19 protein-coding genes and 2 pseudogenes are annotated in these 25,516 nt (G+C 69.1%); 11 read left to right on the forward strand and 10 right to left on the reverse strand.

The window, feature by feature from the left end; all coding sequences use genetic code 11:
* Positions 1-41: 41 nt before the first annotated feature.
* The 4 genes from AC3ETA_RS27070 to AC3ETA_RS27085 all read right to left on the reverse strand — a co-directional run bounded on the left by AC3ETA_RS27070 (position 42) and on the right by AC3ETA_RS27085 (position 4,887).
* Positions 42-1,574, reverse strand: a complete 1,533-nt coding sequence (locus tag AC3ETA_RS27070; protein WP_432195511.1) for a beta-N-acetylhexosaminidase — start codon at positions 1,572-1,574, stop codon at positions 42-44.
* Positions 1,575-1,679: 105 nt separating this feature from the next.
* On the reverse strand, positions 1,680-2,543 hold the full coding sequence (locus AC3ETA_RS27075; protein ID WP_432195512.1) for a carbohydrate ABC transporter permease: 864 nt from the start codon (positions 2,541-2,543) through the stop codon (positions 1,680-1,682).
* The gene (locus AC3ETA_RS27080; RefSeq protein ID WP_432195513.1) at positions 2,540-3,532 is read right to left on the reverse strand and encodes a carbohydrate ABC transporter permease; all 993 of its coding nucleotides are present in this window, start codon (positions 3,530-3,532) and stop codon (positions 2,540-2,542) included. The genes AC3ETA_RS27075 and AC3ETA_RS27080 overlap by 4 nt, the downstream gene beginning before the upstream one ends.
* 86 nt (positions 3,533-3,618) lie before the next feature.
* Positions 3,619-4,887: an extracellular solute-binding protein gene (locus AC3ETA_RS27085; RefSeq protein WP_488187647.1), complete on the reverse strand. Its 1,269-nt coding sequence runs from the start codon at positions 4,885-4,887 to the stop codon at positions 3,619-3,621.
* Positions 4,888-5,153: 266 nt separating this feature from the next.
* Here AC3ETA_RS27085 and AC3ETA_RS27090 point away from each other — a divergent pair, with 266 nt between their 5' ends.
* From AC3ETA_RS27090 to AC3ETA_RS27105, 4 genes and pseudogenes are all read left to right on the forward strand, one after another.
* Positions 5,154-5,996 carry a GntR family transcriptional regulator gene (locus AC3ETA_RS27090; RefSeq protein WP_432195515.1) on the forward strand — a complete coding sequence of 281 codons (843 nt, stop codon included), beginning with the start codon at positions 5,154-5,156 and terminating at the stop codon, positions 5,994-5,996.
* A 56-nt stretch (positions 5,997-6,052) separates the two neighbouring features.
* A pseudogene (locus AC3ETA_RS27095) lies at positions 6,053-6,163 on the forward strand (RNA-guided endonuclease TnpB family protein); the annotation flags it as partial.
* Between the two features lie 144 nt (positions 6,164-6,307).
* Entirely contained in the window at positions 6,308-7,585 is a 1,278-nt protein-coding gene (locus AC3ETA_RS27100; protein ID WP_432195575.1) for an IS701 family transposase, read from the forward strand.
* A 270-nt stretch (positions 7,586-7,855) separates the two neighbouring features.
* The gene (locus AC3ETA_RS27105; protein WP_432195516.1) at positions 7,856-8,719 is read left to right on the forward strand and encodes a helix-turn-helix domain-containing protein; all 864 of its coding nucleotides are present in this window, start codon (positions 7,856-7,858) and stop codon (positions 8,717-8,719) included.
* On the opposite strand, the gene AC3ETA_RS27110 is transcribed toward AC3ETA_RS27105, so the two are convergent.
* On the reverse strand, positions 8,658-10,025 hold the full coding sequence (locus AC3ETA_RS27110; RefSeq protein ID WP_432195517.1) for a tryptophanase: 1,368 nt from the start codon (positions 10,023-10,025) through the stop codon (positions 8,658-8,660). The genes AC3ETA_RS27105 and AC3ETA_RS27110 overlap by 62 nt on opposite strands.
* 63 nt (positions 10,026-10,088) lie before the next feature.
* Positions 10,089-11,339 (reverse strand): tryptophan dimethylallyltransferase family protein, encoded by a 1,251-nt coding sequence (locus tag AC3ETA_RS27115; protein WP_432195518.1) that lies wholly within the window; start codon positions 11,337-11,339, stop codon positions 10,089-10,091.
* Between the two features lie 181 nt (positions 11,340-11,520).
* Here AC3ETA_RS27115 and AC3ETA_RS27120 point away from each other — a divergent pair, with 181 nt between their 5' ends.
* The 3 genes and pseudogenes from AC3ETA_RS27120 to AC3ETA_RS27130 all read left to right on the forward strand — a co-directional run bounded on the left by AC3ETA_RS27120 (position 11,521) and on the right by AC3ETA_RS27130 (position 15,781).
* Entirely contained in the window at positions 11,521-14,442 is a 2,922-nt protein-coding gene (locus tag AC3ETA_RS27120; RefSeq protein WP_432195519.1) for an nSTAND1 domain-containing NTPase, read from the forward strand.
* Positions 14,378-14,752: pseudogene (locus AC3ETA_RS27125) on the forward strand (ATP-binding cassette domain-containing protein); the annotation flags it as partial. The gene AC3ETA_RS27120 and the pseudogene AC3ETA_RS27125, both read left to right, overlap by 65 nt.
* Before the next feature lie 132 nt (positions 14,753-14,884).
* Positions 14,885-15,781 (forward strand): LysR family transcriptional regulator, encoded by an 897-nt coding sequence (locus AC3ETA_RS27130; RefSeq protein ID WP_432195520.1) that lies wholly within the window; start codon positions 14,885-14,887, stop codon positions 15,779-15,781.
* Positions 15,782-15,851: 70 nt separating this feature from the next.
* On the opposite strand, the gene AC3ETA_RS27135 is transcribed toward AC3ETA_RS27130, so the two are convergent.
* Positions 15,852-16,622 carry an SDR family oxidoreductase gene (locus AC3ETA_RS27135; RefSeq protein WP_432195521.1) on the reverse strand — a complete coding sequence of 257 codons (771 nt, stop codon included), beginning with the start codon at positions 16,620-16,622 and terminating at the stop codon, positions 15,852-15,854.
* Positions 16,623-16,899: 277 nt separating this feature from the next.
* Here AC3ETA_RS27135 and AC3ETA_RS27140 point away from each other — a divergent pair, with 277 nt between their 5' ends.
* The 4 genes from AC3ETA_RS27140 to AC3ETA_RS27155 all read left to right on the forward strand — a co-directional run bounded on the left by AC3ETA_RS27140 (position 16,900) and on the right by AC3ETA_RS27155 (position 20,157).
* Positions 16,900-17,391, forward strand: a complete 492-nt coding sequence (locus AC3ETA_RS27140; RefSeq protein WP_432195522.1) for a DUF2975 domain-containing protein — start codon at positions 16,900-16,902, stop codon at positions 17,389-17,391.
* On the forward strand, positions 17,391-17,612 hold the full coding sequence (locus AC3ETA_RS27145) for a helix-turn-helix domain-containing protein (protein ID WP_046086987.1): 222 nt from the start codon (positions 17,391-17,393) through the stop codon (positions 17,610-17,612). The genes AC3ETA_RS27140 and AC3ETA_RS27145 overlap by 1 nt, the downstream gene beginning before the upstream one ends.
* A gap of 145 nt (positions 17,613-17,757) precedes the next feature.
* Complete coding sequence (locus AC3ETA_RS27150; RefSeq protein ID WP_432195523.1) at positions 17,758-18,324, forward strand: PadR family transcriptional regulator; 567 nt, start codon at positions 17,758-17,760, stop codon at positions 18,322-18,324.
* Positions 18,325-18,438: 114 nt separating this feature from the next.
* The gene (locus AC3ETA_RS27155) at positions 18,439-20,157 is read left to right on the forward strand and encodes an acyl-CoA dehydrogenase family protein (protein ID WP_432195524.1); all 1,719 of its coding nucleotides are present in this window, start codon (positions 18,439-18,441) and stop codon (positions 20,155-20,157) included.
* A gap of 115 nt (positions 20,158-20,272) precedes the next feature.
* Here the strand turns inward: AC3ETA_RS27155 and AC3ETA_RS27160 are convergent, their stop codons facing one another.
* The 3 genes from AC3ETA_RS27160 to AC3ETA_RS27170 all read right to left on the reverse strand — a co-directional run bounded on the left by AC3ETA_RS27160 (position 20,273) and on the right by AC3ETA_RS27170 (position 25,474).
* Positions 20,273-20,935: a pyridoxamine 5'-phosphate oxidase family protein gene (locus AC3ETA_RS27160; RefSeq protein WP_432195525.1), complete on the reverse strand. Its 663-nt coding sequence runs from the start codon at positions 20,933-20,935 to the stop codon at positions 20,273-20,275.
* A 219-nt stretch (positions 20,936-21,154) separates the two neighbouring features.
* Positions 21,155-22,477, reverse strand: a complete 1,323-nt coding sequence (locus tag AC3ETA_RS27165; protein WP_432195526.1) for a hypothetical protein — start codon at positions 22,475-22,477, stop codon at positions 21,155-21,157.
* A 1,044-nt stretch (positions 22,478-23,521) separates the two neighbouring features.
* The gene (locus tag AC3ETA_RS27170; protein ID WP_432195527.1) at positions 23,522-25,474 is read right to left on the reverse strand and encodes an SMI1/KNR4 family protein; all 1,953 of its coding nucleotides are present in this window, start codon (positions 25,472-25,474) and stop codon (positions 23,522-23,524) included.
* Positions 25,475-25,516: the final 42 nt, after the last annotated feature.

Genomic DNA, 25,516 nt, shown 5'->3' on the forward strand with positions numbered 1-25,516 from the left:
TCCTTCCAACGCGGGATGTGGGGTTCGTCGTGCTCGGGGGATCAGGGGTGGCGGCTGACCTCGAGGGCATCGAGGCGCGGGAGGTGACCGTCCAGGCGGGAGCGGAAGTCCGTCCACGGCGTCGGGCCGCTCCAGGCGCGGTCCGCCAGGGCGGACAGACGGGGGTAGGTGAGGTACTCGAGACGGTCGGGGGTCGCGGCGTACTCGGTCCACAGCTGGGCCTGTGTGCCCAGGATTCGGGAGGCGGCTTCGGGGGAGGCCCCTTCGGGGACGGGATCGTGGGCGTGGACGCCGCGCAGGGCCACGACGGCTCCGGGCTGCGCCGGATGGTCCTGGGGGCCGGCGCTCTGCGGATAGTCGAAGTAGGTGGCGCGGTGGTGGGCGTTGATGACGTCGTGACCGCGTTCGGCGGCGGCAAGGGCATGTGCGGGTTCGCGCCAGGCCATCACGGTGAAGTCGTCGGGCAGTTCGGTGCCGGTCTCGGCCCAGCCGACGGGCCGCCGTCCGTTGCGGGTCAGGAACGCACCGACGCGGCCCAGGAACCAGCCGTGCAGTGCGGCAGGACTGCTCAGCCCCGCGTCCCGGGCGCGCGCTCTGGCCTCCGGGCTCTCCTCCCACTCGACGGTGGGGCATTCGTCCCCGCCGATGTGGATGTAGGGGGAGGGAAAGACGTCCATGACCTCTTCCAGCACGGTGCGGCAGAAGTCGAAGACTTCCTCATGAACCCCGAGGAGGTTGTCGCTGACGCCCCACCTGGTCCACACGTCCAGGATTCGGTCGGGGCGGTTGCCCAGGTGCGGATACGCGGCCAGTGCGGCGCGGACGTGGCCCGGCATCTCGATCTCGGGCATCACGGTGATGCCTCGCGCGGCCGCGTACCGCACCAGGTCGGCCAGCTCGGCGCGGGTGTAGGCGCCGCTGTGCGGCACGCCGTCGTGGTCGTCGCTGCCTGCGCGGATCATGGACTGGGCGCGATGGGAGCCGATCTCGGTGAGCTTGGGAAAGGCGGCTACCGGCATGCGCCAGCCCTGGTCGTCGGTCAGGTGCAGATGGAAGACGTTGATCTTGTGCAGGGCGAGGAGGTCGACGTAGCGGCGCAGGTACGACACCGGCTGGAAGCGGCGGGCCACGTCGAGCATCGCTCCGCGCCAGCGGTGCCGGGGGACGTCCGTGATCTCCACGCAGGGCAGTGACCAGCGCACGCCGGGCTGCGGCGATGCGGCCAGGGCCTGCGGGGGCAGGAGCTGGCGGATCGTCTGCACGCCCCGCAGCAGGCCGGTGGTCTGTGCGGCGCGCAGCAGTACGGTTTGCGGTCCGACCGTCAGTCCGTATCCCTCGTTGCCGAGTCCGGTGAGGGCCGGATCGAGGGCGAGGACCACGGCCGCGTCCTCGGCGGAGCGCAGCGGGAGGCCGGTGGCGGGGGCGAGCAGGGTGCGCAGCAGCTGGGCGGCGGGTTCGGCACCGCTGCCGATGCGCAGGCGGGTGTCGGGGCCGAAGGTGAAGTGGCCCGCTCTGGTGTGGGCCTTGGTGGGGCGGGGGAGCAGGGAGAAGGTCACCGGCGGGGGTGCGGGCACAGCTGTCTCCGGGGGGTCGGGTGCGGGACCGGACGTCGCGGCGGTGGGGGTGTGGGAGAGGAGGGGGTGCGGGACAGGAGGGGGTGCGGGACAGGAGGGGGCGTTTCAGCCCTTGACGGCGCCGGCGGCGAAGCCGGCCGTCACATGGCGCTGGAGCAGCAGGAACACGGCCAGCGCGGGGAGGGCGAAGAGCGTGGAGGCGGCCATGGTGGCGCCCCAGTCCGTGCCGAAGACGTTCTGGAAGGACGACAGCCACACGGGCAGGGTGCGGCTGTCCTGATGCTTGATGATCAGGAAGTTGGCGTAGGTGAACTCGTTCCAGGCGGTGATGTAGCCGAACAGCGAGGTGGCCATCAACCCGGGCGCGAGCAGCGGGAAGGCGATGTGCCGAAAGGCGCTCAGGCGCGTACAGCCGTCGACCTGCGCCGCCTCCTCCAGTTCCGGCGGGATGGCGGCGATGAACCCGCGCAGCACCACGACGGTGAACGGCAGCGTCATCATGAAGTAGACCAGCGTCAGGGTGGGCAGCCGGTCGAGCATGCCGGTGTCGCGGGAGATGATGTACACCGGGATGATCAGCGCCTCCCAGGGCGCCATCTGTGCGATGAAGACCATCAGCATGAACTGTCGTCTGCCGCGCCACCGCATCCGTGCCACGGCGAACGACGCCCCCAGCGCGACGAGCAGGGAGAGCAGGACGGCGCCCAGGGTCACGAGGATGCTGTTGCGCCAGAACAGCCCGAAGCCGTCGGCGTCGACTGCGGCACGGAAGTGGTCCAACGTCCAGGTCCGGGGCAGCAGTTGAGGACTGTCGGACTGGATGTCCCGGTTGGGTTTGAACGCGGTCGCGACCATCCAGTAGACGGGGAAGAGACAGACCACGACGATCACTGCGGCGGCGAGGTGCAGCGGCATGCGCCGAATCCGCAGGCGTGCCGTGCTGTCGGTGGCGCGTTGCGGGACGCTCATAGGGCCTCGCCCTCCTGGCGGAACATCTGGCGGAAGTAGAAGACGAGCACGCCGGCCAGCATCAGGACGGTGACCATCGAGGCCGCCGAGCCGAGGTCGTAGCGCTGACTCGACAGAGCGGTCTGCACGGCGTAGACGGGCAGGATGGTGGTGGCGTCGCCGGGACCGCCGTTGGTCATCACCCAGATCTGCACGAACGCCTTGAAGGTCCAGATGACCTCCAGCGAGAACACCAGCATGAAGATCGGCCGGATCATGGGGAACGTGATGGCGCGGAAGATGCGCCGCGCCGAGGCGCCGTCGATACGCGCCGACTCGTACAGCTCCGTCGGCACGGTGACCAGCGCCGAGTACAGGGTGATGGCCGCGAACGGCACCGACTGCCAGACGATCAGCACGACCAGGATCGTGAAGGCGGCCGTACCGTGGGCGAACCAGGGATAGTGGTCGAAGGACGTGAACCCCAGCTGCTGCAAGGCCCGGTTGACGATGCCGAACTCCGAGTGGAACAGCCACTGGAACACCGTCGTGGCGGCGATCACCGGCATGGCCCAGGTCAGCACGAGCGCACTGAGCACGGCGATACGGCCCACCCGGCCCAACCGCTCGATCACCAGGGCGACCAAGGTGGCGAGCAGCATGATCAGGGCGACGTTCACGGCCATGAAGAGGAACGTGCGGCGCACGACCTGCCAGAACTGGGCGTCCGTCAGCAGGGTCTGGTAGTTCCGCAGGCCCACGAACCGGGCGTCGCCCTGGATGAGTTGACGCAGCTGGAAGTCCTGGAGCGATATCAGCACCGTGCGGACCAGGGGGTACGCCAGCAGATACAGCATGCCCAGGACCGTCGGGGCGATCAGCAGGTAGGGCCAGACTCCGCTTCCGGCGGGCCCGCGCCCGCGCCCGCGCCCGCGGCCCGGCCGGGCGGAGCCGCCTGCCGGCCGGGGACGCGAGGCGGGTGGCGCGCCGGCTTCACGGACGACCGTCACGATGTCCTCTCCTCTCGATGTACGGCGCGCACTGTTCGCTTCGTGCCGTGCGGCACGGGCGCGCCGAACGCGACGCCGACGACGGCTCAGGGCCGTGACGCCATGGCCGCGGTGATCGACGCGGACGCCTTCTCGGCCTCGGCCTGGGCATCGGCGCCGGCGAGCACGGCGGTCATGTAGTCCTTGATGGGGTTCTTCGCCTCTACGGCGGCCCAGCCGGGGGTGTTGGGCGTGGCCCGGCCGACGGCGGCACCCACGGCCATCGCGGAGGCACCAGGATCGGCGGCGACCGCGTCGGCCAGGGTCGTCTTGTTCGGTACGTAGCTCATGGCCGCGGCGAGCTTGCGCTGCCAGGCGTCACCGGTGAGTTCCTTGATGAACGCGAAGGCGGCGTCCGGCTTGCCCGACGCCGCCGGGATGACGAGGTCGGAACCGCCGATGAACACCGAACCGGGCCGTTCGGCGGTCTTGCCCGGAACCGGGAAGAAGCCGAGCTTGCCCTTGAGGTCGGGATTGCTCGCGACGACGACATTGGCGCCGCCGGGCGTCGAAATGACCTGCGCCACCTGACCCTTGGCCATCACCTCGGCCTGCGGCGGCTGCGCCTCGTCGGCGTCCTTGGGACCCTCGCCGAGAGCCTGGAGCCGCTCGTAGAACTTCATCCCGCGTACGGCCTCCGGGGTGTCGAGCGCGCCCTTCCAGGTGTCGCCGGACCGCGTGGCGAGGTCGCCGCCCTCGTCCCAGATGAACCCGGCCAGGGCGTACCACATCTGGCCCGGCAGGTAGATGCCCTGCGTCCCACCCTTGTTGAGCTTCTCGGTCGCGGTGATCCACTGCTCGCGGGTCCTGATGGCGGCGGCGTCGACGCCGGCCTTCTTGAACAGGTCGGTCCGGTAGATCACGACGCGGTTGGCCGCGTAGTACGGGATGCCGTACTGCTTGCCCTCGTAGGCGCCCGGTTCGGCGAGCCCCTTGAGCCAGTCGCCGCCGCCGAGCTCGTCGACCTTGTCGCTGAGGTCGAGCAGTCCGCCGCTCTGCGCGAACTGGGCGACCTGGGTGTTGCCCGTCTCGATGACGTCCGGGGCGTCGTTGCTCGCGAGCGCGGCGGTCACCTTCTCGCCGATGCCGTCCCACTCCTGGATCTGCACCTTCACGTCGATGTCCGGGTGAGCTGTCTCGAAGCCCGCGACGAACTCCTTCTGGAACTGTGCGGAGACGCTGTCGCGCATCAGCCAGATGTCGATCGTCGTCCGGCCGTCGGCCGAATCGCCGGACGATCCCGAATCAGCGCCGCAGCCACTGAGGCCGCCGGCGAGCACCAGCGCGGAAACACCAGCAAGCATGCGGAGCTTCACAGTTCACCCCTGAGAGGAAAGCGCCACGCCACCTGACCAGTTCGACGACTGGTCAGGTGACCTCCTGTTGGTCGATGAAGGTGGCATAGACCAATCGAGGCGTCAACCCTCCCTGCTGGCTGGGCTCTTGGTTGGATCACGCAAGCCGAACAGTGCCCTGGTGCCCGTTTGATGGCTACACTCCACCTGACCAGTACTCGACCAGTGGTAAGAAGTTTCGAGAACTGGTCAGGTGAAGTCGCGAACAGCGGGGCGGGAGCAGCAGCATGAACGCTGGCGAGTCGGGGACGGTTCTCAAGCGAGAGCGCGTCAGGGACCACATCCTCGAACTCATGGAATCGCTGAACCCCGGCGACGCCATCCCATCCGAGCGGTCCCTGTGCGCCGCGCTGCACGTCTCCAGGCCGACCCTGCGCGCAGCCGTCGACGAACTGGTCGCCGCGGGACTCCTCGTGCGCGAACACGGCCGAGGCATGTTCGTCGCACCCGAGAAGATCACACAGGAACTCGTGTCGGACCACCAGGCCATGGTGCTTCCCCGGGCATCCGGCGCCTGGACGAGCCGCCTGCTGGAGTTCACCACCATCGCCGCCGGCGCCCGCGTCGGCCGCAAACTGCACCTGTCACCCGCCGCCGACATCGTCTACGTCGCACGGCTACGGCTCGTCGACGGCGTCCCCATGGCCATCGAGCACCTGCACATCCCCGCAAGCCTGGTCCCCGCGCTGACCGCGCTGGAACTGGAGGCGGGCGACCTGTACGAACACCTCCACGACCGCCACGGGGTCCAGGTCAGCGAAGCCGTCCAGACGATCGAACCCACCGTCGTCAGCCAGGCCGAGGCCAAGATCCTCGACGTGCCGCACCTCTCACCGGCGCTCCTCTTCGAACGCCTCACCACCGACACCGACGGCCAGGCCGTCGAATACGTCCACTCCATCTACCGCGGCGACCGCTACCGCATCGTCACCCGCCTGACCTTGGGCCTGCCGACGGGCGACGAGCGGACGACCCCGACGGAGTCGATCCCGGGCATCCCGCCGGGTGCCTTTCCGCAGCGCGAGGCGGTCGTGCTCACAGCTCAGGGCGACGTCCACGCCGACCGGTGACGACAGAGACACGACCCGTCAGCGCTGTGCGGCCTCCCACCAAGGCCTTGATCGAGATGGCCAGGAAGCACGGCCGGGCCGTGCACCTGGTCCACCCCGCGCACACCACGATGGACTGCGCGCAGTGCGGAGCGAGAACCAAGCGCGCACTCCCTCTTTCCGAACGAACGTATACCTGCACTGCGTGCGGCGCTGTCTCCCCGAGAGACAAGAACTCCGCCCGTGTGATGCTGGTCCGGGCTGGTCTCAACCCGGCTAGTAGGACTCCGTTACGTCTGCCTGCCGGTCCTGTTTGGGGGCATGTTGAGGGGGTGGATGCACATGAAGTGAACCGTGCTCGGGCGAAGTTGGCGCTATTCGTTGCGGATGTGTTCGCGTCGGTGCCGCGCAAGGATCAGCGGGCGAAGAGCGACTGCTATCTGCGGGGGCTGATGCTGGACGGGCGGCGCAAGTCGATCCAGCCGATGGCGGAGCGGCTGCCGGACGGCAACGAGCAGAACCTGCAACAGTTCGTGAACCAGTCGACGTGGGATCCGCTGCCGGTGCGGCGACGGATGGCGCAGCGGATGGTGCCCCGGGTCGGCCCGGATGCATGGGCGGTCGATGACGTGTCCTTCCCCAAGGACGGGAAGATGTCGGTGGCTGTTGCGCACCAGTACTGCGGGGCGCTGGGCAAGCAGGCCAACTGTCAGGTGGCGGTGAGTGTGCACGCGGTCTCCGACACGGCGTCCTGTCCGCTGCAGTGGCGGTTGTTCGTGCCCCAGGAGTGGGCGGACGATCCCGTCCGCCGGCGCAAGACAGGGATCCCCGAGGAGGTCGGGCACCGGGAGAAGTGGCGTCTGGCGTTGGACACCATCGATGAGCTGGCCGGGTGGGGTCTGGTGCCTCCGGTTGTGGTGGCCGACGCCGGCTACGGGCAGAACGCCGACTTCCGTGACGGCCTGAGCCAGCGGGGTATCGGCTATGTCGTGGCGGTCCGTTCGGACGTGACGGTCCACCCGCATGATGCGATGCCCACGGCGCCGGCCTGGTCCGGAAACGGCCGCAGGCCGCAGCCCCGCTACCGCGACAAGCCGTCCTCGGTGGCCGCGCTGGCAGTCGGCCATGGGCGGCAGGCGTTCACCGAAGTGACCTGGCGGGAAGGCTCCCGCGGGCCGATGCACTCGCGCTTTCTGGCACTGCGGGTGCGGCCCGCCGGGGTCCGGGCCCGACGCCTTGCCCAGGCCGCCGCCACCGCACGAGAGGGTCACTGGGACGGTGTCCTGCCCGAGGTCACGCTGCTGGCCGAATGGCCGGCCGGCGCCGAGGCACCCACCGACTACTGGCTGTCCAGCCTGCCCGCCGACACCGCGCTGATGGAACTGGTCCGCCTGGCGAAGATCCGCTGGCGCATCGAGCACGACTACCGCGAACTCAAGCACGGCCTGGGCCTGGACCACTTCGAGGGCCGCTCCTGGAGGGGCTGGCATCACCACGTCACCCTGGTCAGCGCCGCCCATGCGTTCCTCACCGAACAGCGCCTGGCCCCAAAAGCCGATACAGCGGACTCACCCTCTACCAGATCCTCGACGCCCTCCAGGACCTGCTGAACTGCTGGACCGGCACCTGCACCACCTGCCACCGCCCCCTGCCCAGAACATCACCTTCCAGCCGGAACCCAAGAGCCAGAGCGACCTAACGGAGTCCTACTAGTGCTGATCGTGTAAGACCTGCACCCTCGCCGGGGATCAGGCAACGCGAGCTAGGAATCCCCCGCCTTCAGGCGGGGGAGGTGTCAAGGACGCAGTGGTTCCCGTACCGATGACGAATGTCGATGAAATCGCATTTCATGGCGCACGGCTCCAAAATGAGTAGCCTCGATGACCATGCAGACACTCGGAGACCTTCTACGGCAGTGGCGGCATCGTCGACGACTCAGCCAACTCGACCTCGCGATCGCCGCCGACGTCTCGGCTCGCCACGTCAGCCTGGTCGAGACGGGCAAGAGCAACCCGAGCGCCGAAATGGTCCTCCGCCTCGCTGACCAGCTAGACGTGCCGCTGCGTGAGCGAAACCGCCTGCTGCTCGCAGCCGGCTTCGCACCCCGGTACGCCGAGAGGCCACTGGACGACGGCGCCCTGTCAGCCGCCCGGGAAGCGGTCGCGAGGGTACTTCGCGCACATGAGCCGTACCCCGCTGTGGCGTTCGACCGCCGATGGAACATCGTGATGACCAACCGCGCGCTCGAGCCGTTCTTCGCCGACGTCCATCCCGACCTTCTCCGACGCCCGATGAACCTGGTGAGACTGGGACTCGACCCACGCGGATTCGCCCCTTTGGTCGTCAACCTGGACGACGTACGTGCGATGTTCCGCTCCCGAATCAGACGCCAGCTCGCCATTGCTCCCGACACGGAACTCACCGCGCTCTACGAAGACCTACTGGAACCCAACACCGAGGAAACGTCGAAACGATCGGTCGAATCCGATGTCGTGATCCCGATCATTCTTCGTTTCGACGGTCGCGAACTCCGACTGTTCTCGACCATCACGACATTCGGCACTCCGATGGACATCACCCTGGACGAGGTCGCGATCGAGTCGTACTACCCGGCGGACGCCGAGACCGCCGCCTACTTCGAGGAGTCCAACAGCGACGTGCGACCTACGTCCTACCCGGCCCCTACTGAACGATCGGTGCGAGCTTCGATCGGAACTGCCGCAAAAGCGTGGGCTGTTCGATGATGCGCAGGCCGGGGATCAGGTGGGCGTCGCGCACCGTGCGCACCAGTGCCCGCCCGACGTGGTCCCAGTGGCCACGCGTGTACGTCCGGCGTGGCACCGCCAGTCGCAGCAGCTCGTACGGCGCGCTGGTGAGCGGAGTGCCGTGCTCGTCCTCCGTGCCCAGGTAGAGAGAGCCGAGTTCCACGGAGCGGATGCCGCCCTCCAGGTAGAGCCGGCAGGCCAGGGCCTGGCCGGGGAATTGCTGCGGCGGGATGTGCGGCAGCAGTCGGCCCGCGTTGAGGTAGAGGGCGTGCAGCCCCGGCGGCTCGACGATGTCGACCCCCGCAGAGCGCACGACCTGCGCCAGGTAGGCGGTGTCCTCGGCCCGGGCGCGCAGATACCCCGGATCGGTGACCTCGGTCAGGCCCTGGGCGACCATGTCCAGGTCCCGGCCGGCCAGTCCGCCGTACGTGGGAAAGCCTTCCGTGGCGATGAGCAGCAGCTCGCAGCGCCGGGCGAGTTCGGTGTCGTTCAGCCCGAGGAAGCCGCCGATGTGGGCGATGCCGTCCTTCTTGGCGCTCATCGCACAGCCGTCGGCGAGCCTGAACGCCTCCTCGGCGACCTGCCGCGGGCTGTGGTCGCGGTACGCGGCCTCCCGCTGGATGACCAGCCAGGCGTTCTCCGCGAACCGTGCCGCGTCCAGGAGCAGGGGCACGCCGCGCTCCCGGCAGAGCGACGAGGTCAGCGTCAGGTTGGCCATGGACACCGGCTGGCCACCGCCACCGTTGTTGGTGATCGTCATGATCACCGCGGCGACCCGGGAACCGTCCGGCCCGTCCAGGACGGCCTTCAGGCGTGCGGTGTCGATGTTTCCCTTGAAGGGCTCCGTGCTGTCCGGATCCTGGGCCTCGGGGCAGGGCAGGTCCCACGCCTCACCCCCGCTCAGGGCGACGTTGGCCCGCAGGGTGTCGAAGTGCGTGTTGCTCAGGAAGATCTTGCCGGGCCCGAGGAGCGTCGAGGCCAACAGCCTTTCCGCCGCGCGCCCTTGGTGCACCGGCAGGATGTGCTCGTAGCCGGTCAGCTTCCGAACGGTTTCGTGGAAGCGGTGGAAGGAGCGTGACCCGGCGTACGACTCGTCGCCCTCCATCCCTGCGGCCAGTTGGGCGGCCGACAGGGCGCCGGTCCCCGAGTCGGTCAGCAGGTCGACGGTGACCTCGTCGGCCCTCAGGTCGAAGAGGTTGTAGTGGGCACGGGCGAGGGCGGCCTGCCGCTGCTCGCGGGTGGTGACGGGGATCGGCTCGACCACCTTGATCCGGTACGGCTCCACGGTCGGTCTTCCTTTCGGGACATGCGACATGAGACATGCGTAGGTGTGAGGTCGGGTACGGGCTCAGCTGATGCGGTCCGCGGCGCGGCGGCCGTCGGCCGGGCTCCCCGGTGCGGCGTCCTCCCGCGGCGGGAAGACGCGGTACGCCTCGGGGGAGAGGTAGACGGTGATCCGCGGTGCCTGCCGGCCCGCCTGGACCAGGCTCAGGTACGGGATGAGACCCGCCCCCGCGCTCAGCCGCCGAGTGGTGAGCGCGGCGAGAGCACGGTCGAGCGGCGCGTTGTGAATCCCGTAGTGCCGCAGGAGTTCTACGGCGTGGTCGCGTGCCGCCCGGTCGTCGCGGACGTAGGCGCGGACGGGCACGTAGAGGCTGTGCCCGGTGGGACGGTCGGCGGCCGTGTCGGTGAACGAGTAGCAGGAGATGAGCGGAAGTCGGCTGAAGGGCTCGTCCCCGCCGACCCGGCGGCACAGCTCCGCGATACGTTCGGGAGACGCCCCGGGCACGAGCCGGCCCGCGTCCGCCGCGTCGGCGGCCGTGGCGTGATGGTGGGCGACGTAGACCTTCACCCGCGGCTCGGCCCACGGGCCGACGTCCAGGGCGAAGAACATGAGGGTGGCCCGCTCGGGGAAGCGGGGCTGGAGGTAGCTCCGTACGGACGCGTAGGCCCGTCCGTGACCGAGCCTGGTCATGGCCTCGCCGACGGTCTCCATGCTCCGCCCGGCGCCCCGCGAGCCCGCGTTGAGATACAGCTTGAGCCCTGGGGGCCCACTCGGCCGCAGCTCCAGGGCGCTCCACAGGGTGAGCGGCCCGTGCGGCGCAGGCGGGAGGAAGAGGTCGTTCACGCGCGTCAACTCGTCGAGGCGATAGCCCCATTGCGCCGCGAGCCGTCCTACGGCCGCCCATGCCGCGCGGGCGTTGTCCTGCAGCGCCCGCGCCGCGCAGCCCGGCTCGACCAGCACGCGCAGCAGCGGGGCTCCGTCGGCAGGGAATGTCAGCGAGAACTCGACCGGCGTGTGATCGTCCGACACGAACGACGGTGAGGCCGGAGGGGCCGTCAGCGGCAGGTCGGCGGCCGGACCCAACAGATCGGTCAGCACCCGCTGGTGGGCGGTCCGCCGCTGCGCGTCGATGCCGACCAGATCGCACAGCCGGCCCAGCTGCCCGGCGGTGAAGGCGCCCAGCCGGTCCGGCTCGGAACGCTCCGCGGGCGCGGCCTCCGGCCCGCCGGTTCCCCGCAGCGGGCCGAAGCCGGGGGACCCCGTGCCCGCGGCCCCCTTATTCGGTCCGGCGCACGGTTCTGTGTACGCGTTCATACGTTCTCCCAATTCGGTAGTGCTCGCGGATCGGTGCACGGGCAGGGCGGTACGCGGCCCACGCCGGCTTCCGATGGTTTTCCGGCCCTCGTCACGGGGCCCGGCACATCCGTTTGTAGCCAGTTCCGGTTGTTCACGATCGACGCGCTGGTGCTGAACAAACGCATGGTGAACAATCCGAATGACTCGGGGGAGGTACGTACAGGTGCCACGTGGAGAGCGCCCGCTGGAAGCGGACGGCGGGCCACTGCTGGATTTCGCCACGAAATTACGGAAGGTGCGGGAGGAGGCCGGCAGTCCCACCTATCGCGACCTCGCGAGACGCGCGCACTACTCGATCGCGACACTCTCCGGAGCCGCATCGGGACGCCAACTGCCCACGCTGGCCGTCACCCTCGCCTACGTCCGCGCATGCGGCGGTGACGAAGGCGAATGGGAGCGGATCTGGCGCAGGACGGCCGCCGTATGCGCTTCCAATGCCGCCTCGGATCCGGACCAGGACCGAGATTCGACCTCTCCGCCCTACGTCGGGCTGGCGCCTTTCCAACAATCCGATGCCGACACGTTCTTCGGCCGTGAGAACCTCACGAACAGACTGGTCGAACACCTGAAGAGAAATAGGTTCCTAGTTCTGTTCGGGGCTTCGGGATCCGGGAAGTCTTCCGTGCTGCGCGCCGGAGTGCTCCCGAAATTCGCCGGAACCCCCGCCCTGGTTTTCACTCCCGGCGCACGCCCATTGGAGGAATGCGCGATCCAGCTCGCGGCCCGCGCTCACGTCAGCCCCGGGACCCTGCACGCCGAACTCGCCGCAGAGCCGCGCACACTGCACCGGGCGGTGCGACAGATCCTGGCCGGCTCACCGAACCCGGCCGACGAACTCCTCGTCATCGTCGACCAGTTCGAGGAAGTGTTCACGCTCTGCCGCAGTACGGAAGAGCGCGACGCCTTCCTCGCCGCGCTGCTGCACGCCACCCAGACCCCTGACAGCAGCTGTCGCGTCGACCTCGCCGTGCGGTCCGACTTCTACACGCACTGCACCCGGCTACCCGCCCTCGTCGAAGCCCTGGTCGACGCCCATGTCCCCGTCGGCCCGATGACCACCGACGAACTACGGGCGGCCATCGTCCGGCCCGCTACCCGCGCCGGACTGACCGTCGAGGGCGCCCTCCTCGCGACCCTCACAGCCGACGCCCACGGCCGACCCGGCGCACTGCCCCTGCTCTCACACGCGCTTCTGGAGACCTGGCACCGCCGACGCGGCAACGCCCTCACCCTCGCCGCATTCCAAGCGGCAGGCGGTTTCGAGGGCGCTCTCGCCCAGACCGCCGAGGCCTTCCACGCCGGCCTGAGCGACACCCAGCAGAAGATCACCCGAAGGCTCTTCGTGCGGCTCATCGCATTGGGCGAGGGCACAGAGGACACCAAGCGCCGCGTACCGCGCCACGAACTCGACGACACCCCCGACACGATGCTGGTTCTCGAACAGGCCACAAAGGCACGCCTGTTGACCGTCGACCGGGATCACGTCGAAATCACCCACGAAGCCCTGATCCGCTGCTGGCCCAGGCTCGGCGGCTGGCTGAGCGAGAACCGCGATCAACTGCGCCTGCACCGCGCACTCACCGAGGCCACCGCCGTCTGGCAGTCACTGAACCGCGACCCCGACACCGTCTACCGCGGAGTGCGTCTGGCCGCCGTGAAAGACCTCCCGAAGGACGCACTGACCTCCCGGGAGCGCGCCTTCCTCGACGCGAGCGAGAGGGCGGAGCAGGCGGAGGCCCTGCACGCACGCCACCGGGCCCGCCGCAGGCGCCGACTCGTCGCGGCCCTCGCCGTCCTCCTCGTCTGCGCCGTGTCCGCCGTCGGATTCGCCGTACGCACCCAGCGGATCGTCACCGCGCAGCGCAATCACGTCCTCGCGCTCAAGGCGGTCGAGAATTCGGTGGCACTGCGGACACGCAACAGCTCACTCGCCACCCAACTCGCCCTGGCGGCACACCAGGTGGTATCGAACCAAGCCACCCGCAACGGTCTCCTCAGCGTGCTGCCACGCACACTGACCGGACACGTCCGCGCCATGGCCGTCACCCTCGACGGCCGCACCCTCGCCACGGCGCACGACGACGCCGCCCTCCGGCTGTGGGACCTGACGGATCCCCACCGCCCGGTCCATCTGGGCACCCACCGCGACCACAACAAAGACGCCATCGCCATGGCCTTCAGCCCTCGTGGAAACACACTGATCGCCATCGGCCGCGACAGGGCCATCCGGCTCTGGAACGTGACCGACTTCCGCAAACCCCGCCTTCTGTCGACGACGCGGACACGCCACGCCGACATCGTCTTCTCGGTGGCCGTGAGCCCGGACGGTCAGACCGCCGCCACCGGCAGCTACGACGACACGATCCGCCTGTGGAACGTGAGCGACCCGGCCCGCCCCCGCCTCCTCAACGAACTGACCGGTCACTCCCGCAACGTCAAACCTGTCGCCTTCAGCCCCGACGGCACCACGCTGGCCTCCGGCTCCGACGACCGCAGCGTCCGCCTGTGGGACGTCGCCGACCCACGCCACGCGTCCACCATCGCCGTGCTCAAGGGCCATGAGAACTTCGTCGACGCCCTCGCCTACAGCCGGGACGGCCGTACCCTCCTCTCCGGCAGCGACGACCACACGGCATTCCTGTGGGACGTGTCCGACCCGCGCCACCACCGTCGGCTGGGCCGACTCGAGGGGCACACCGACGTGATCCCCTCAGCGGAGTTCACCCCTGACGGCCGCATGGTGGTCACGGCCGCACTGGACGGGACGGTACGTCTCTGGGCGACGGCCAACCGCTCGCGCCCCGTCGAACAGGCCTCACTGGCTGCCCTCTCCGGAGGGCTCGCTGCGGTACTCCCGCTCTCGGCCCACGGCACGATCGTCACACTGAGCAACGACCAGGCAGTCGAGATCTGGAACACCGACCCGAGCAGGGCACTCGCCCACGCCTGCGCGCACGTCCGCACCCCCATCAGCCGCGCCCAGTGGTCCCGCCACTTCCCCGGCCTCGACTACCGCCCGCCTTGCGCAGGCGTACGCACTGGGCCGCGTGGGCTCCGCTGACGAGCACACTCACGCCCTGCTGTCCCTGGGACTCTTCCGCCCGGGGGAGCTCCGGCTGCGCATCGGCGAGCTGTCGTACGGCCAGCGCCGCCGCGTGGACATCGCACGGCTGGTCTCCGAGCCCGCTGATCTCCTGCTCCTCGACGAACCGACCACCCACCTCTCCCCAGCACTGGTCGAAGAACTACAGGCCGCGCTGGCTCACTACGCGGGCGCAGTCGTGCTCGTCACGCATGATCGCGCGTTGCGGAGAGAGTTCCGGGGCGAGCATGTGCACCTGCCGGAGGCTGCCCGGATCTGCTCGGGCTGACGTCAGGGCGGTGCGCCGCTGGGGCGCGGGCGACCTGGCCGCACCCACGGGAATCTTCGCCGGCGGACCCGAGTTGCCCTTACGACGATGTCGATGGGGGACCGCGGCCCCCGCAGGGAGGAACGGGAGCCGATGAGCCTTCGTCAGTACGAGTACGCCCTGGCCGTTGCCGAGGAGGGCTCGGTGACGGCGGCGGCGGAGCTGCTGCGCGTTGCTCAACCGTCGGTGTCCCAGCAGATCCGAGGGCTGGAGCGGGAGCTCGGCGTGCAGCTGTTCGACCGCACGCCGACCGGCCTGGTGCCCACGGTGGTCGGTCGCGCGTTCCTGCGGGAGGCGGAGATCGCGGTGAGCGCGGCACGGCGCGCGAGGGCGACAGCGCGGGCCGGCGCCGATGAACTGGTGGGCGACCTGGTGGTCGCGGTGCAGATGGGCTTTGCCGCGCGGCAGTTGCCGGGCGCGTTGAGCGCGCTGCGTCGCCGCTTCCCGCGGCTGGAGGTCACCGTCTTCGAGGAGCCGAGCCACGCGGAGCTGGAGCGGCTGTGCCGCCGGGGCCTGCTGAACCTGGCCCTGATGGCGGCGTGCGAGCGGAGCCCCGCCGACGCCCACCACCTCGGCGACGAGGAGTTCGTCGTGGTGCTGGGCGCCGGGCACAGTCTGCTCGCCGCGGACCGCGTCGACCTGCGCGAGCTGGCGGGGGAGTCGTGGGTGAGGTTCGACCGCGACAGCGCGCTCGACGCCGTACTGGTGAACGTGCTGCGGGAAAACGGCCTGACCCCGCACACGGCCGCCCGCGTGTCCCAGACGGCGACGGCCGTGCGCTGGGCCGCCCACGGGCTGGGGGTCACCCTCGTCCCGGCCTCCGCGGTCCCCCACGGTCACGAGCACCTCGCCCGCCCGGTCTCCCCGGCCGTTCCCCAGCCCGTCCTCGCCGTGGTCCGACACGGCGCGGGCCCGGCGGAGACGGCTCTGCTCGAACTCCTCCGCAAGGAGACCTGGTCCGAATCCGCCTCCCTCTCACCGGTTTCCTGACGGCCGAGAAGGAGGCGGCGTCGCGGAATTCTTCCCTATCGAAGCCGATATTTTCCGGATTCCGTGCGCGTCATCCCCTGGGGAATTCACCACCGTCCACGACGAGATTGCTCGCGGTCAGCCAGCTCGTCCGGTCGGACACGAGGAACAGCACCGCGTGGGCGATGTCGTCGGGCTGACCCTCACGTCCCAGCGGCGGGGTGTTGGTGGCCTGGCCGGGCCCGTCGTCCAGGCGCGCCCACTGCTCCCGCGTGGCTTCCCCGCCGGGGGTGACGGTCCTGCCGGGAGACACGGTGTTGACCCGGACTCCGAAGGGGGCCAGGTCCGCCGCCAGTCCCCGGCTGTAGTTCTCCAGCGCCGCCTTCGCCGCCGTGTAGTGCAGGAACGGAGGCGGCGTGGGCGGAACCGCCGCCGAGGAGACATGCACGATCGCTCCGGAACGCCGGTCCCGCATCCCCGGTGCCAGCAGCGAGTCCAGCCGCACGGACGACAGGAAGTTCAGGTCCAAGGCGTCCTGCCAGATGTCGTCGGGGATGGCGAAGGCTCCCTTGTACGGCTGCGCACCGCCCGCGTTGTGGACCAGGACGTCCACCCCGCCGAGCATCTCGTGCGCGGCCGTGGCGAGCGCCTCCGCCCCGGCCCGCGTCCGCACGTCGGCCGCCACGAAGCGGGCTCCCTCCGGCACCGGGTCCGTCGCCGACCTGGCGGTCGTGAGCACGTCGGCACCGGCGTCCAGGAGCTGGCGCACGACGGCCGCCCCGATTCCGCGAGTACCACCCGTGACCAGGGCCCGCTTCCCCGCGAGTTCCCGCGTTCCTGAGCTGTTCTCGATTGTCGTCATGCCGCTGGTCCTCTCAATTGAATAAGCGATATACGTGCCCACAGTGCGAATCTTCGGGGAATCGCGGCGAGCACCTCATCGAGCTAATTCAAGGTACGAGCGGAAAAGAAGGAGAAGCAAAGACGAAAAGACAGCACCTGCCATAGGCGGGTCCTATGCCCCCCGGGGCCACCCTCGGCCCCGCCCGCCCGCCGGCCCGGCCCGGTCCTGGCCCAGCCCTTGCTCAACCTATCGAAACTCGATAGATTCCCATCGCAACTCGATGGAAGGAGGGGGCATGGGAAAGCTGGCAGTGCGTGCGCTGCGTGCCGTGCTCGTAGTGGTGCTCACCGGCACGGTCTTCGTACAGGCGTCGATGGTCTGGGTGTTGGCCGGCGGAAACGATCCGGAGGACGGGTCGCTCCCGCTGACCCCGTTGCGTGTGATCACGATCCTGGGCATGGTGGCGGCCCAGGTCGCCCTGGTCAGCGTCTGGCGGCTCGTGTCGATGGTGCGGCGCGGAACGGTGTTCTCCCATGCCGCCTTCCGGTACGTGGACGCCGTGATTGGCGCGATCGTGGCGGCTGCCTTGCTGTGGTTCGTGGTCACGGCCATCAATGCGCCCGGCCAGCGGGACGACCCGGGCGTCACCGTCATCATGGGCGGGGTCGGCCTGGCCATCCTCGGGGTCGCGCTCATCGTGCTCGTGCTGCGGATGCTGCTCGCCCAGGCTGTCGCGCGCGACGTCGAAGCGACCCAGATGCAGGCCGAGTTGGACGAGGTGATCTGATGCCGATCGTCGTCGACATCGACGTGATGCTGGCGAGGCGGAAGATGTCCGTGGGTGACCTCGCGGACCGCGTGGGCATCACACCCGCCAACCTGGCGGTACTCAAGAACGGCCGCGCCAAGGCGGTCCGCTTCGCCACACTCGCCGCACTCTGCGAGGTACTCAAGTGCCAGCCGGGCGACCTGCTGCGCTGGGAGGCCGAGGACGCGGCGGGCGGATGACGGCTCCAGGGTGAGCGGGAAGGCGACCGGCTTCACCGGTCGCGACGCGGGGGCGGACGGAATGGTCCGCCCCCCGCGCGTGACCCCTGTCTCACCCGACCGGCACCCCTTGGCTATGCAACGAGTTGCATAAGAAGATCGAGGCATGGCGCTCGAGCACGCGATCCTCGTCTCCCTGCTGGAAAAGCCGGGCTCCGGCTATGAGCTGGCCCGACGGTTCGACCGGTCCATCGGATACTTCTGGACCGCCACGCACCAGCAGATCTACCGCGTGCTCAAGCGCATGGAGAGCGACGGCCTGCTCGCCGTCCGCGGATTGCCGCAGCAGAGCCGGCCGGACAAGAAGGAGTACTCCGTCGTCGGCCCCGGCCGCGCCGCCCTCTCCCAGTGGCTGCACGAACCGATCGAGCCCGAGAGCATCCGGCACGAGCTCGCCGTGAAGATCCGCGGTGCGGCCTTCGACGACCCCTCCGCGCTGATCCGCGAGGTCGAACGCCACCACCAGGTGCACAGCGACCGCCTCGCGCACTACCTCGCGGGCGAGCTCCGTGACTTCACCGGCCCGACGGCCCCCACCCCGCTCGACGCCGGTCAGGAGCTCCAGCATGTCGTCCTGCGCGGAGGCATCGCCTACGAGCGGATGACGATCGCCTGGCTCGACGACGTACTCGCCACCCTCCACCGCCTCGGCACGCCGCACCCGCACCCCTGAGCCGCCGGCCCGGCCACCCACGCGCCACGGCGCTCGGGCCACCGCCGCCCGCGCTCCGCGACCTTCTTTCCCGCACCCTCACCCCTCACCCTCAACCCACGGAAGGCGACCTCCATGGCCGACTCCCTCCTCTTCAACCCGCGCACATACGACCCGGCGCAGTTCGACCCCGAGACCCGCAGGCTGCTGCGTGCCACCGTCGACTGGTTCGAGGACCGCGGCAAGCGCAGGCTCATCGAGGACTACCGCACCCGCGCCTGGCTCGCGGACTTCCTCGCCTTCGCCGCCAAGGAGAGCCTGTTCGCCACCTTCCTCACCCCGGCGTCCGCCGCCGGCCACAAGGACCAACGCTGGGACACGGCCCGGATCGCCGCCCTCAACGAGATCTTCGGCTTCTACGGTCTCGACTACTGGTACGCCTGGCAGGTCACCATCCTCGGCCTCGGACCGGTCTGGCAGAGCGACAACGCCGCGGCCCGCACCCGCGCGGCGGAACTCCTCACCGACGGCGAGGTGTTCGCCTTCGGCCTCTCCGAGAAGTCCCACGGCGCCGACATCTACTCCACCGACATGCTGCTCACGCCGGACGGCAACGGCGGCTTCAGCGCGACGGGGTCCAAGTACTACATCGGCAACGGCAACGCCGCCGGGCTCGTCTCGGTCTTCGGCCGACGCACCGACATCGAGGGCCCCGACGGCTACGTCTTCTTCGCCGCCGACAGCCGCCACTCGGCGTACCACCTCGTGAAGAACGTCGTCGACTCCTCCAAGTACGTCAGCGAGTTCCGCCTCGAGAACTACCCGGTCGGCCCGGACGACGTCCTGCACACGGGCCGCGCCGCCTTCGACGCCGCCCTCAACACCGTCAACGTCGGCAAGTTCAACCTCTGCACCGCCTCGATCGGCATCTGCGAGCACGCGATGTACGAGGCGATCACCCACGCGCACAACCGCATCCTGTACGGCCGCCCCGTCACCGCCTTCCCGCACGTGCGCCGCGAGCTCGCCGACGCCTACGTCCGCCTCGTCGGCATGAAGCTGTTCAGCGACCGAGCCGTCGACTACTTCCGCTCCGCCTCGCCGGACGACCGCCGCTACCTGCTCTTCAACCCGATGACGAAGATGAAGGTGACCACAGAGGGCGAGAAGGTCATCGACCTGATGTGGGACGTGATCGCCGCCAAGGGCTTCGAGAAGGACACCTACTTCGCCCAGGCCGCCGTCGAGATCCGAGGACTGCCCAAGCTCGAAGGCACGGTCCACGTCAACCTCGCGCTGATCCTCAAGTTCATGCGCAACCACCTCCTCAACCCGGCCGAGTTCGCGCCCGTACCGACCCGCCTCGACGCGGCCGACGACACCTTCCTCTTCGAGCAGGGACCCGCCCGCGGCCTCGGCTCCGTACGCTTCCACGACTGGCGCCCCGCCTACGACGCCTACGCGGCCGTACCGAACGTCGCCCGCTTCCGGGAACAGGCCGACGCCCTCTGCGAGTTCGTCACCACCGCGGCCCCCGACGAGGACCAGAGCCGAGACCTCGACCTCCTCCTCGCCGTCGGCCAGCTCTTCGCCCTGGTCGTCCACGGCCAGCTGATCCTGGAGCAGGCCCGCCTGACCGGCCTCGACGAGGACATCCTCGACGAACTCTTCTCCGTCCTCGTCCGCGACTTCTCCGCCTTCGCCATCGAACTGCACGGCAAGGACTCCGCCACCGAGGCTCAGCAGAACTGGGCCCTCGGCGCGGTCCGCCGTCCCGTCGTGGACGGCGCGCGTTCGGCGCGCGTCTGGGAGCGTGTCGAGGCACTGTCCGGGGCCTACGAGATGGCGCCCTGACACCACGCCCCAAGGGCTGACCGGCACGTGCCGGTCATGACCTCGGAGGTCAATGACACCTGCACCGTGGCCTCCGCGCGACCTGCCGCGCGGAGGCCACGACGGCAGTCAGTGATCAACCCCTGCCCGGCAGCGATCCGGTGTGAGTTCCCGCAGTCTGCTCGCTCTCGCACGACGGGAGCCGGTGCTCGGCGCGGGAGACGAAGTAGTCGGCATCCTTCGGCCGCTGGGCACCAGGACGTGGACGCGGCGCCGGCTCGAGATGGGGGATGTGCTTGGAGCAGTGCACATACGCTTCCTCGACCGTGATGTGCACCCAGAATTCCGGCCGGCGCCCCGGAGCGGTGTCCACCGGAAGGCCGGGGTAGGCCCGCCGCTGCTCGTCGTCCCGGTGAAGCCGAGCGGCTCCATTGACGTGCAGACCTATGTGGTCGTGGCCGAAGTCGACGAAGAGCAGCCCGACATGCGGGTTCTCGGCGATGTTTCCCGCACTGGCGAGGACCCCGTTGCCGCGGTACTCGGGATAAGTGAGGCTGCCGTCGTCCAGCACAGTGACGAATCCCGGGGGACCGGCACGGAACGTGACGTCACAGGCCCCGCCGGCGTCCGCCGTCGACAGGAACGCCATGGTCTGCCGCCCTATGAAGTCCGCCATCTGCGGCGTCAGACGGTCCTGCACCTGACGGTCGTAGAAAGCGGCGGCCTGGTCGGCCGTGCCGAGAAGTTGCTGAAGGCGGCGCTCGCCGACGGATCCGGTGGACTTGTGGGGGTGAGTCACGGAATGCGCTGCCTTCCTATGGCCTTCGGCTGGGCGTGGGGGAGCGACGGCACTCTAACGCCGGATGGAGCACGGTGTCGTGGCCGGTACAGGTGAGCGACTGGCGGCGCAGGCGAATAGCTCGAGAGAATGGTGATTTCAGCCGAGGAAATGGGCTAACTCGACCAATACTTCAGGAGTTGGACCGAGTTACTCGACCTCAGTGCGCTCCAGGGCTTCTCAGCGCCGCGCCGGTTCATCCGCGGCCGCAAGGACGCCCAGGATCACCAGGACAACCACGACGAGCAGGAGCAGAAGAGCGACTGAGGCGGGTGTGGGGTAGTTCCACAAGACGAGAGCGAGGCCCCCGGCACCGATGACGGCGCCTGTGGTGCGGGGCTGGTTCCTGCGCAGCCACTGCCCGACAGCCCCCGTCGACAGCCCGGTCCGGGTGAGCGCCTGCCCGGCGGTTTCCGTGCTTCGGGCTGCCGCATTGCGCACAGCTGTCGCACCGCGGCCCGGTCCGTACAGATACCCCGCGATCACAGTGATCAGGGCTGTGAGGAGCACCGTGAGGGTGGTCTGCCGGAGGAACCTCACGAGAGTGTCGTAGACGGCTGCTGCGGCATCCTGCGACTGGGCTGTCTGAGTCACCGCATCCAGACAGATCTGGCGCATGATGGCCAGTCCGACGAGAAGCCCGCACATCATGACGCCGGCGCCGATTCCGCCGGCCATCAGCGCCACCCGGTGTGAAGGTGCCGCCCAAATACCCAGCCCGCCGAGCACGACGACCGTCAGGGGCAACCACGGGGCGACAGCGGCGAGCCAGCGGGCACCCTGCCGGGCCTCACTGAGATTTTCGTGCCGCACCAGAACGATCGATTTGTCGGCCCCGCGAATGTCTTCTGCCTCGACAAGCGTCACGCCGATCAGCTGCTTCTGCAATTCTTCCATCACAGTGCCGACGTTCAGCGTGACGGTGTCGCCCTTCACCTCGAGCGCTCCGCCTCCCTCACTCGTGAGGGCATTCGTCGCGACGGTGTGTGCACCGCGGTGGATACTGTCCCATGCGTCGGCAAAGGCCTCACTTCTGACCACCTTCCCGACCACGAAGCGCACGGCGGTCGTCAGTCCGCCCTTTAGCTGTTCATCCAGCGACCTGGCCGCATCGACAAGGAAGTCGGGTGCATCACGGTCGGCGAGAGTGTCGGCGACCGCGTCGGTGATCTTGCGAGCGTCAATGTTCTCAACCAGTTCGTCAGTGACACGATCAACGACCAGATTTTGGACGGCGGGGTCCCTGGCGAGGGGCGACACCGTCTGCACATACCGATCAACATCGGTGACCTCGGAATTTACCCATGTGGCAACAACGCTGATGGGTGCGAGCAGAACCGCCAGTACGAGAAGCAGGGAGGCGCTACAGAGCCGCAGGCGCCTGTGTCGCTTGCCGAGAGTGCGTCGGAGCCGCTCGTACTCCGCTCGTTCGGCATCGTCCAGCTGGCCGCCCTGCTCGCGTCGCCCGTTCTCCTCCGGGCCGGAGGCGGCGGGTGGGTCCACAGCGAACCTCCCTCCGCCGCTGTGCGCCCAGGGGCGGAGGCTGCAAAACCAGCCGACCCCAGTCACTCCTTCCATCCTCGTTCGTAGGTGACCGGGACGCAGCTTGCCGCCGAGGAACTCGAAGATGATGACGTGAACACATGAGCCGCAGGAAGTTCCCCGACGCTCCATCGCATTTGATGGAGTCCTGAATCAAAAGAGGTCTGAACTGCCGCCTCCCGTCATTTCAGGAGAGCTTTCTTTGCAGGAAAGTCCTCACTATAGAGAAGGTGCCGATAAAAGGCTTCCGGACCTTCAAAGCGTGACGTCATAGGGGCTGAAGTCTCGCGATCCCTGCGGTATGCCGATGCGGTCTACAGGACGGTGGCAGCCGGTCAGTAGAGTTTCGCGGCGACTCAGCGGCAATCGTCGATTACGTAGGCGTCTGGGTGGCTATAGCCAGGTTCGTTGGGCGTGTGCATGGTCACGCCTTGCAGCCAGGTACGGAAACCGCGGTCGACCACGCGCCGGTAGGCATCCTGGCGGGCCGGATTCAGCCGGCGTCCCGTTGCCCAGTCCCTTCTCGGTGGCCGGTTGCTCGCACGCATTCAGCAGTAGTGCGAACCGGTCCGCAGCGTCCGGGCCCGGGTGTACGGCGCCGAGTTCGATGAAGCACACGTCCTCACCGGCCTCCGGCCCCGCTCCGCAGTGGCAGACGGCCAAGGCGTCGAGGTCGGACTCGGCGCCATTGAGGAGGATGGTGTCACCGAGCCCCTGCGCCTGTGTGGCCATGATCTCGCTCCAGGTCCAGGCCCTCGTACACGGCCCCCGTCAACGCGCGGCTGAGGCTCAGTGCGGCGGGCCGCTCAGCGGCTGTCAGCTCGCCGTACAGCACTACTCGGCCGGGGACTGCGGCCTCAGCGGTCTGCTGCCGTGAGGCCTGAGCCGGTGCTCGTCGACCTGCCCGGGCGGCAGTGAGCCCACGGCCGGTTCCAGGGGACGGGTGCTCCGGAGGGGCCGATGCGGAACGGGTAGACCGCGGACGTGTACCTCCACGAGCACGAACTACCTGGTCCCCGCCCCGTCGTCTCCCGTCCGCTCGCTGCCCGTCGCGTGTGGGCCGCTTGAGCGCAGGCGGATCACCGCGTACGTCTCTCCGTCCCTGGGCGGACGTGTCCAGGAACGGGTGACGAACGTGTGCAGCCGCCCGTTCACGATGGCGTGGCGCGGCAGATGGGCACCGAACTCACCGGCCACTGCCTCCAGCACAGCGCGTTCCACCTCGACCGAGTCATCCAAGTCACCGAAGAACTGGTCCGGGTTGAGCGCCGGCGGTACCTCCCCGCTCTGCCGGACCTCTCCGTCCGCGTACGTGAACGCGTACTGCTCGGCACCGTCGCGCGCCACCGAAAGGTGGAAGAACGGCTCCCCGTGCCACGTCCTCAGACCGCACCACACCACCACCGCGCGAGTGCCGGCGCTGGCTCCCGCGACCGGGGAAACGAACCGCTGCCTGCGGAACGGGGCGGGATCGCCGTCAAAGGCGAAGCTCCACCCGCTGCCGGCCCGGCCGACCGCCATGAGAGCCCTGTCGTCATAGGACGAGAACTCCTGCTTGCTGCGCAGCGATTCGTGGCGCGCCTCCCATGAGGTCATGGGTTCGTTGAGCGTGGTGTCGTCCCCGTTCCCGAGGCGCCCGGGCAAGTCCGCCGGCTCCACGCCTTCGACGAGGACGAACCGGTAGGACGTGCGGTTGTTGCCCGGGTCCGGCTCCGCGAGCCAGGTCAGGCCGCCCGGGTCGAGCCCGACGGTCGGTCTCGACGCCTCACCCGGCTGCCCGCCCCTTGGCGTCGACAGGAGCTCGCGGCCTCGCTCCGGGGTCAGCAGGGGACCGAGCAGGGGGTCGGCCACCCACCCCAGCGGCGCCAGGTGGTCCGGCCCCAGCGGCTCCCACAGGGGCAGAGCCTCGCTCAGCGTCCGCCAGGCCCCGTCGGTGTCGCCCCACCGGGCCAGTTTCCGTGCCCGCTCGACAGCTTCCCCGAACGGTCCGGCCGCCGTGTACCGGTAGGTGCCGCTCCGCACCTGATCCAGCATTGAGTAAGCCAGCGACACCAGGTCGTCGTCGGCGCCGCGCAGATGGAACGTCAGCGTGGAGTCGTCCTGATGGGAGCGCGGAGCGTGCTCGGCGACCAGCGGCGCAAGCAACTCGGGCGCATACCGCGGGTCGGTCACGAGGCCGTCGAAGTACACCATGTAGGTCTGGCCGAGGAGGCGCCGTATCTGGTCACCCAGCCCACGGGCCCGCGGTCTGCCGTACTCCTTGGCCTCGTCCAGCGCTCGGACGGCCTCCTCCCAGTTGCCGCGCAGCGCCTGGAGCCGGGCCTCCTCCACCTGATCGTCCAGCTTTCGCGTCGTGTCGTTCGCGAACGCCGGCTCGTTGTCGCTCGAGCGTGCCCGGAGGCTGTGGAACTCGCGGTACACGTCCTGCATGAACTCAAGGAAGTTCTCGTGCCGTTCGGGTGGCGAGGCGCGCCAGCTCGCCCAGGTGTACACGGCCCACTCACCGTCCTCGTCCACGTCCTCGGGGTCCATCAGGACGTGGGTGATGTCGGACTCCACGTCGAGTTGCAGCCCGTGCCGCCAGAGGTCCGCCTCCCGTCGCTCCTCGGGCCCCGCGTCCTCGTCCAGATACTCCTCGAAGTGGTCCGCGAGTCCCGACTCGTTGTCGTGCCAGCGGGCGCCCTCGGTTCCCGCGAGCAGCCACACGAACCCGCCCGCGTGCCGCCACCCGTCGCTGACCTTGAGGAACTCCCGGTACGACGGTGGCATCCGTCGGCCGAGGCGCTCCTCCATGGCCGCGATCCGCTCCTCGGACGCGCGCGGGAACCCTAACCAACGTGCCTGCCGCGAGGCCTCGTCGTCCTCGCTCCGTGTTTCGTCTTCCGGCAGGGAATCGGCCCATTCCCCGCTCCACCGGAGCAGGAAAGACTGCCAGTCGAATGCCGTGGTGTCCGTCATAGGCCCGATGCTGCCACCTGACACTGACAACGCTCCGCTGTC

Source organism: Streptomyces sp. bgisy027, from assembly GCF_057710365.1.

What these genes read in the sequence shown, in the direction of transcription:
- AC3ETA_RS27120 (WP_432195519.1), top strand. Translation starts at nt 11,521, where the DNA reads ATGACTCGGGGGAGGTACGTACAGGTGCCACGTGGAGAGCGCCCGCTG.
- AC3ETA_RS27115 (WP_432195518.1), bottom strand. Translation starts at nt 11,339, where the DNA reads ATGAACGCGTACACAGAACCGTGCGCCGGACCGAATAAGGGGGCCGCG.
- AC3ETA_RS27090 (WP_432195515.1), top strand. Translation starts at nt 5,154, where the DNA reads ATGAACGCTGGCGAGTCGGGGACGGTTCTCAAGCGAGAGCGCGTCAGG.
- AC3ETA_RS27130 (WP_432195520.1), top strand. Translation starts at nt 14,885, where the DNA reads ATGAGCCTTCGTCAGTACGAGTACGCCCTGGCCGTTGCCGAGGAGGGC.
- AC3ETA_RS27145 (WP_046086987.1), top strand. Translation starts at nt 17,391, where the DNA reads ATGCCGATCGTCGTCGACATCGACGTGATGCTGGCGAGGCGGAAGATG.
- AC3ETA_RS27155 (WP_432195524.1), top strand. Translation starts at nt 18,439, where the DNA reads ATGGCCGACTCCCTCCTCTTCAACCCGCGCACATACGACCCGGCGCAG.
- AC3ETA_RS27140 (WP_432195522.1), top strand. Translation starts at nt 16,900, where the DNA reads ATGGGAAAGCTGGCAGTGCGTGCGCTGCGTGCCGTGCTCGTAGTGGTG.
- AC3ETA_RS27105 (WP_432195516.1), top strand. Translation starts at nt 7,856, where the DNA reads ATGACCATGCAGACACTCGGAGACCTTCTACGGCAGTGGCGGCATCGT.
- AC3ETA_RS27170 (WP_432195527.1), bottom strand. Translation starts at nt 25,474, where the DNA reads ATGACGGACACCACGGCATTCGACTGGCAGTCTTTCCTGCTCCGGTGG.
- AC3ETA_RS27135 (WP_432195521.1), bottom strand. Translation starts at nt 16,622, where the DNA reads ATGACGACAATCGAGAACAGCTCAGGAACGCGGGAACTCGCGGGGAAG.
- AC3ETA_RS27075 (WP_432195512.1), bottom strand. Translation starts at nt 2,543, where the DNA reads ATGAGCGTCCCGCAACGCGCCACCGACAGCACGGCACGCCTGCGGATT.
- AC3ETA_RS27150 (WP_432195523.1), top strand. Translation starts at nt 17,758, where the DNA reads ATGGCGCTCGAGCACGCGATCCTCGTCTCCCTGCTGGAAAAGCCGGGC.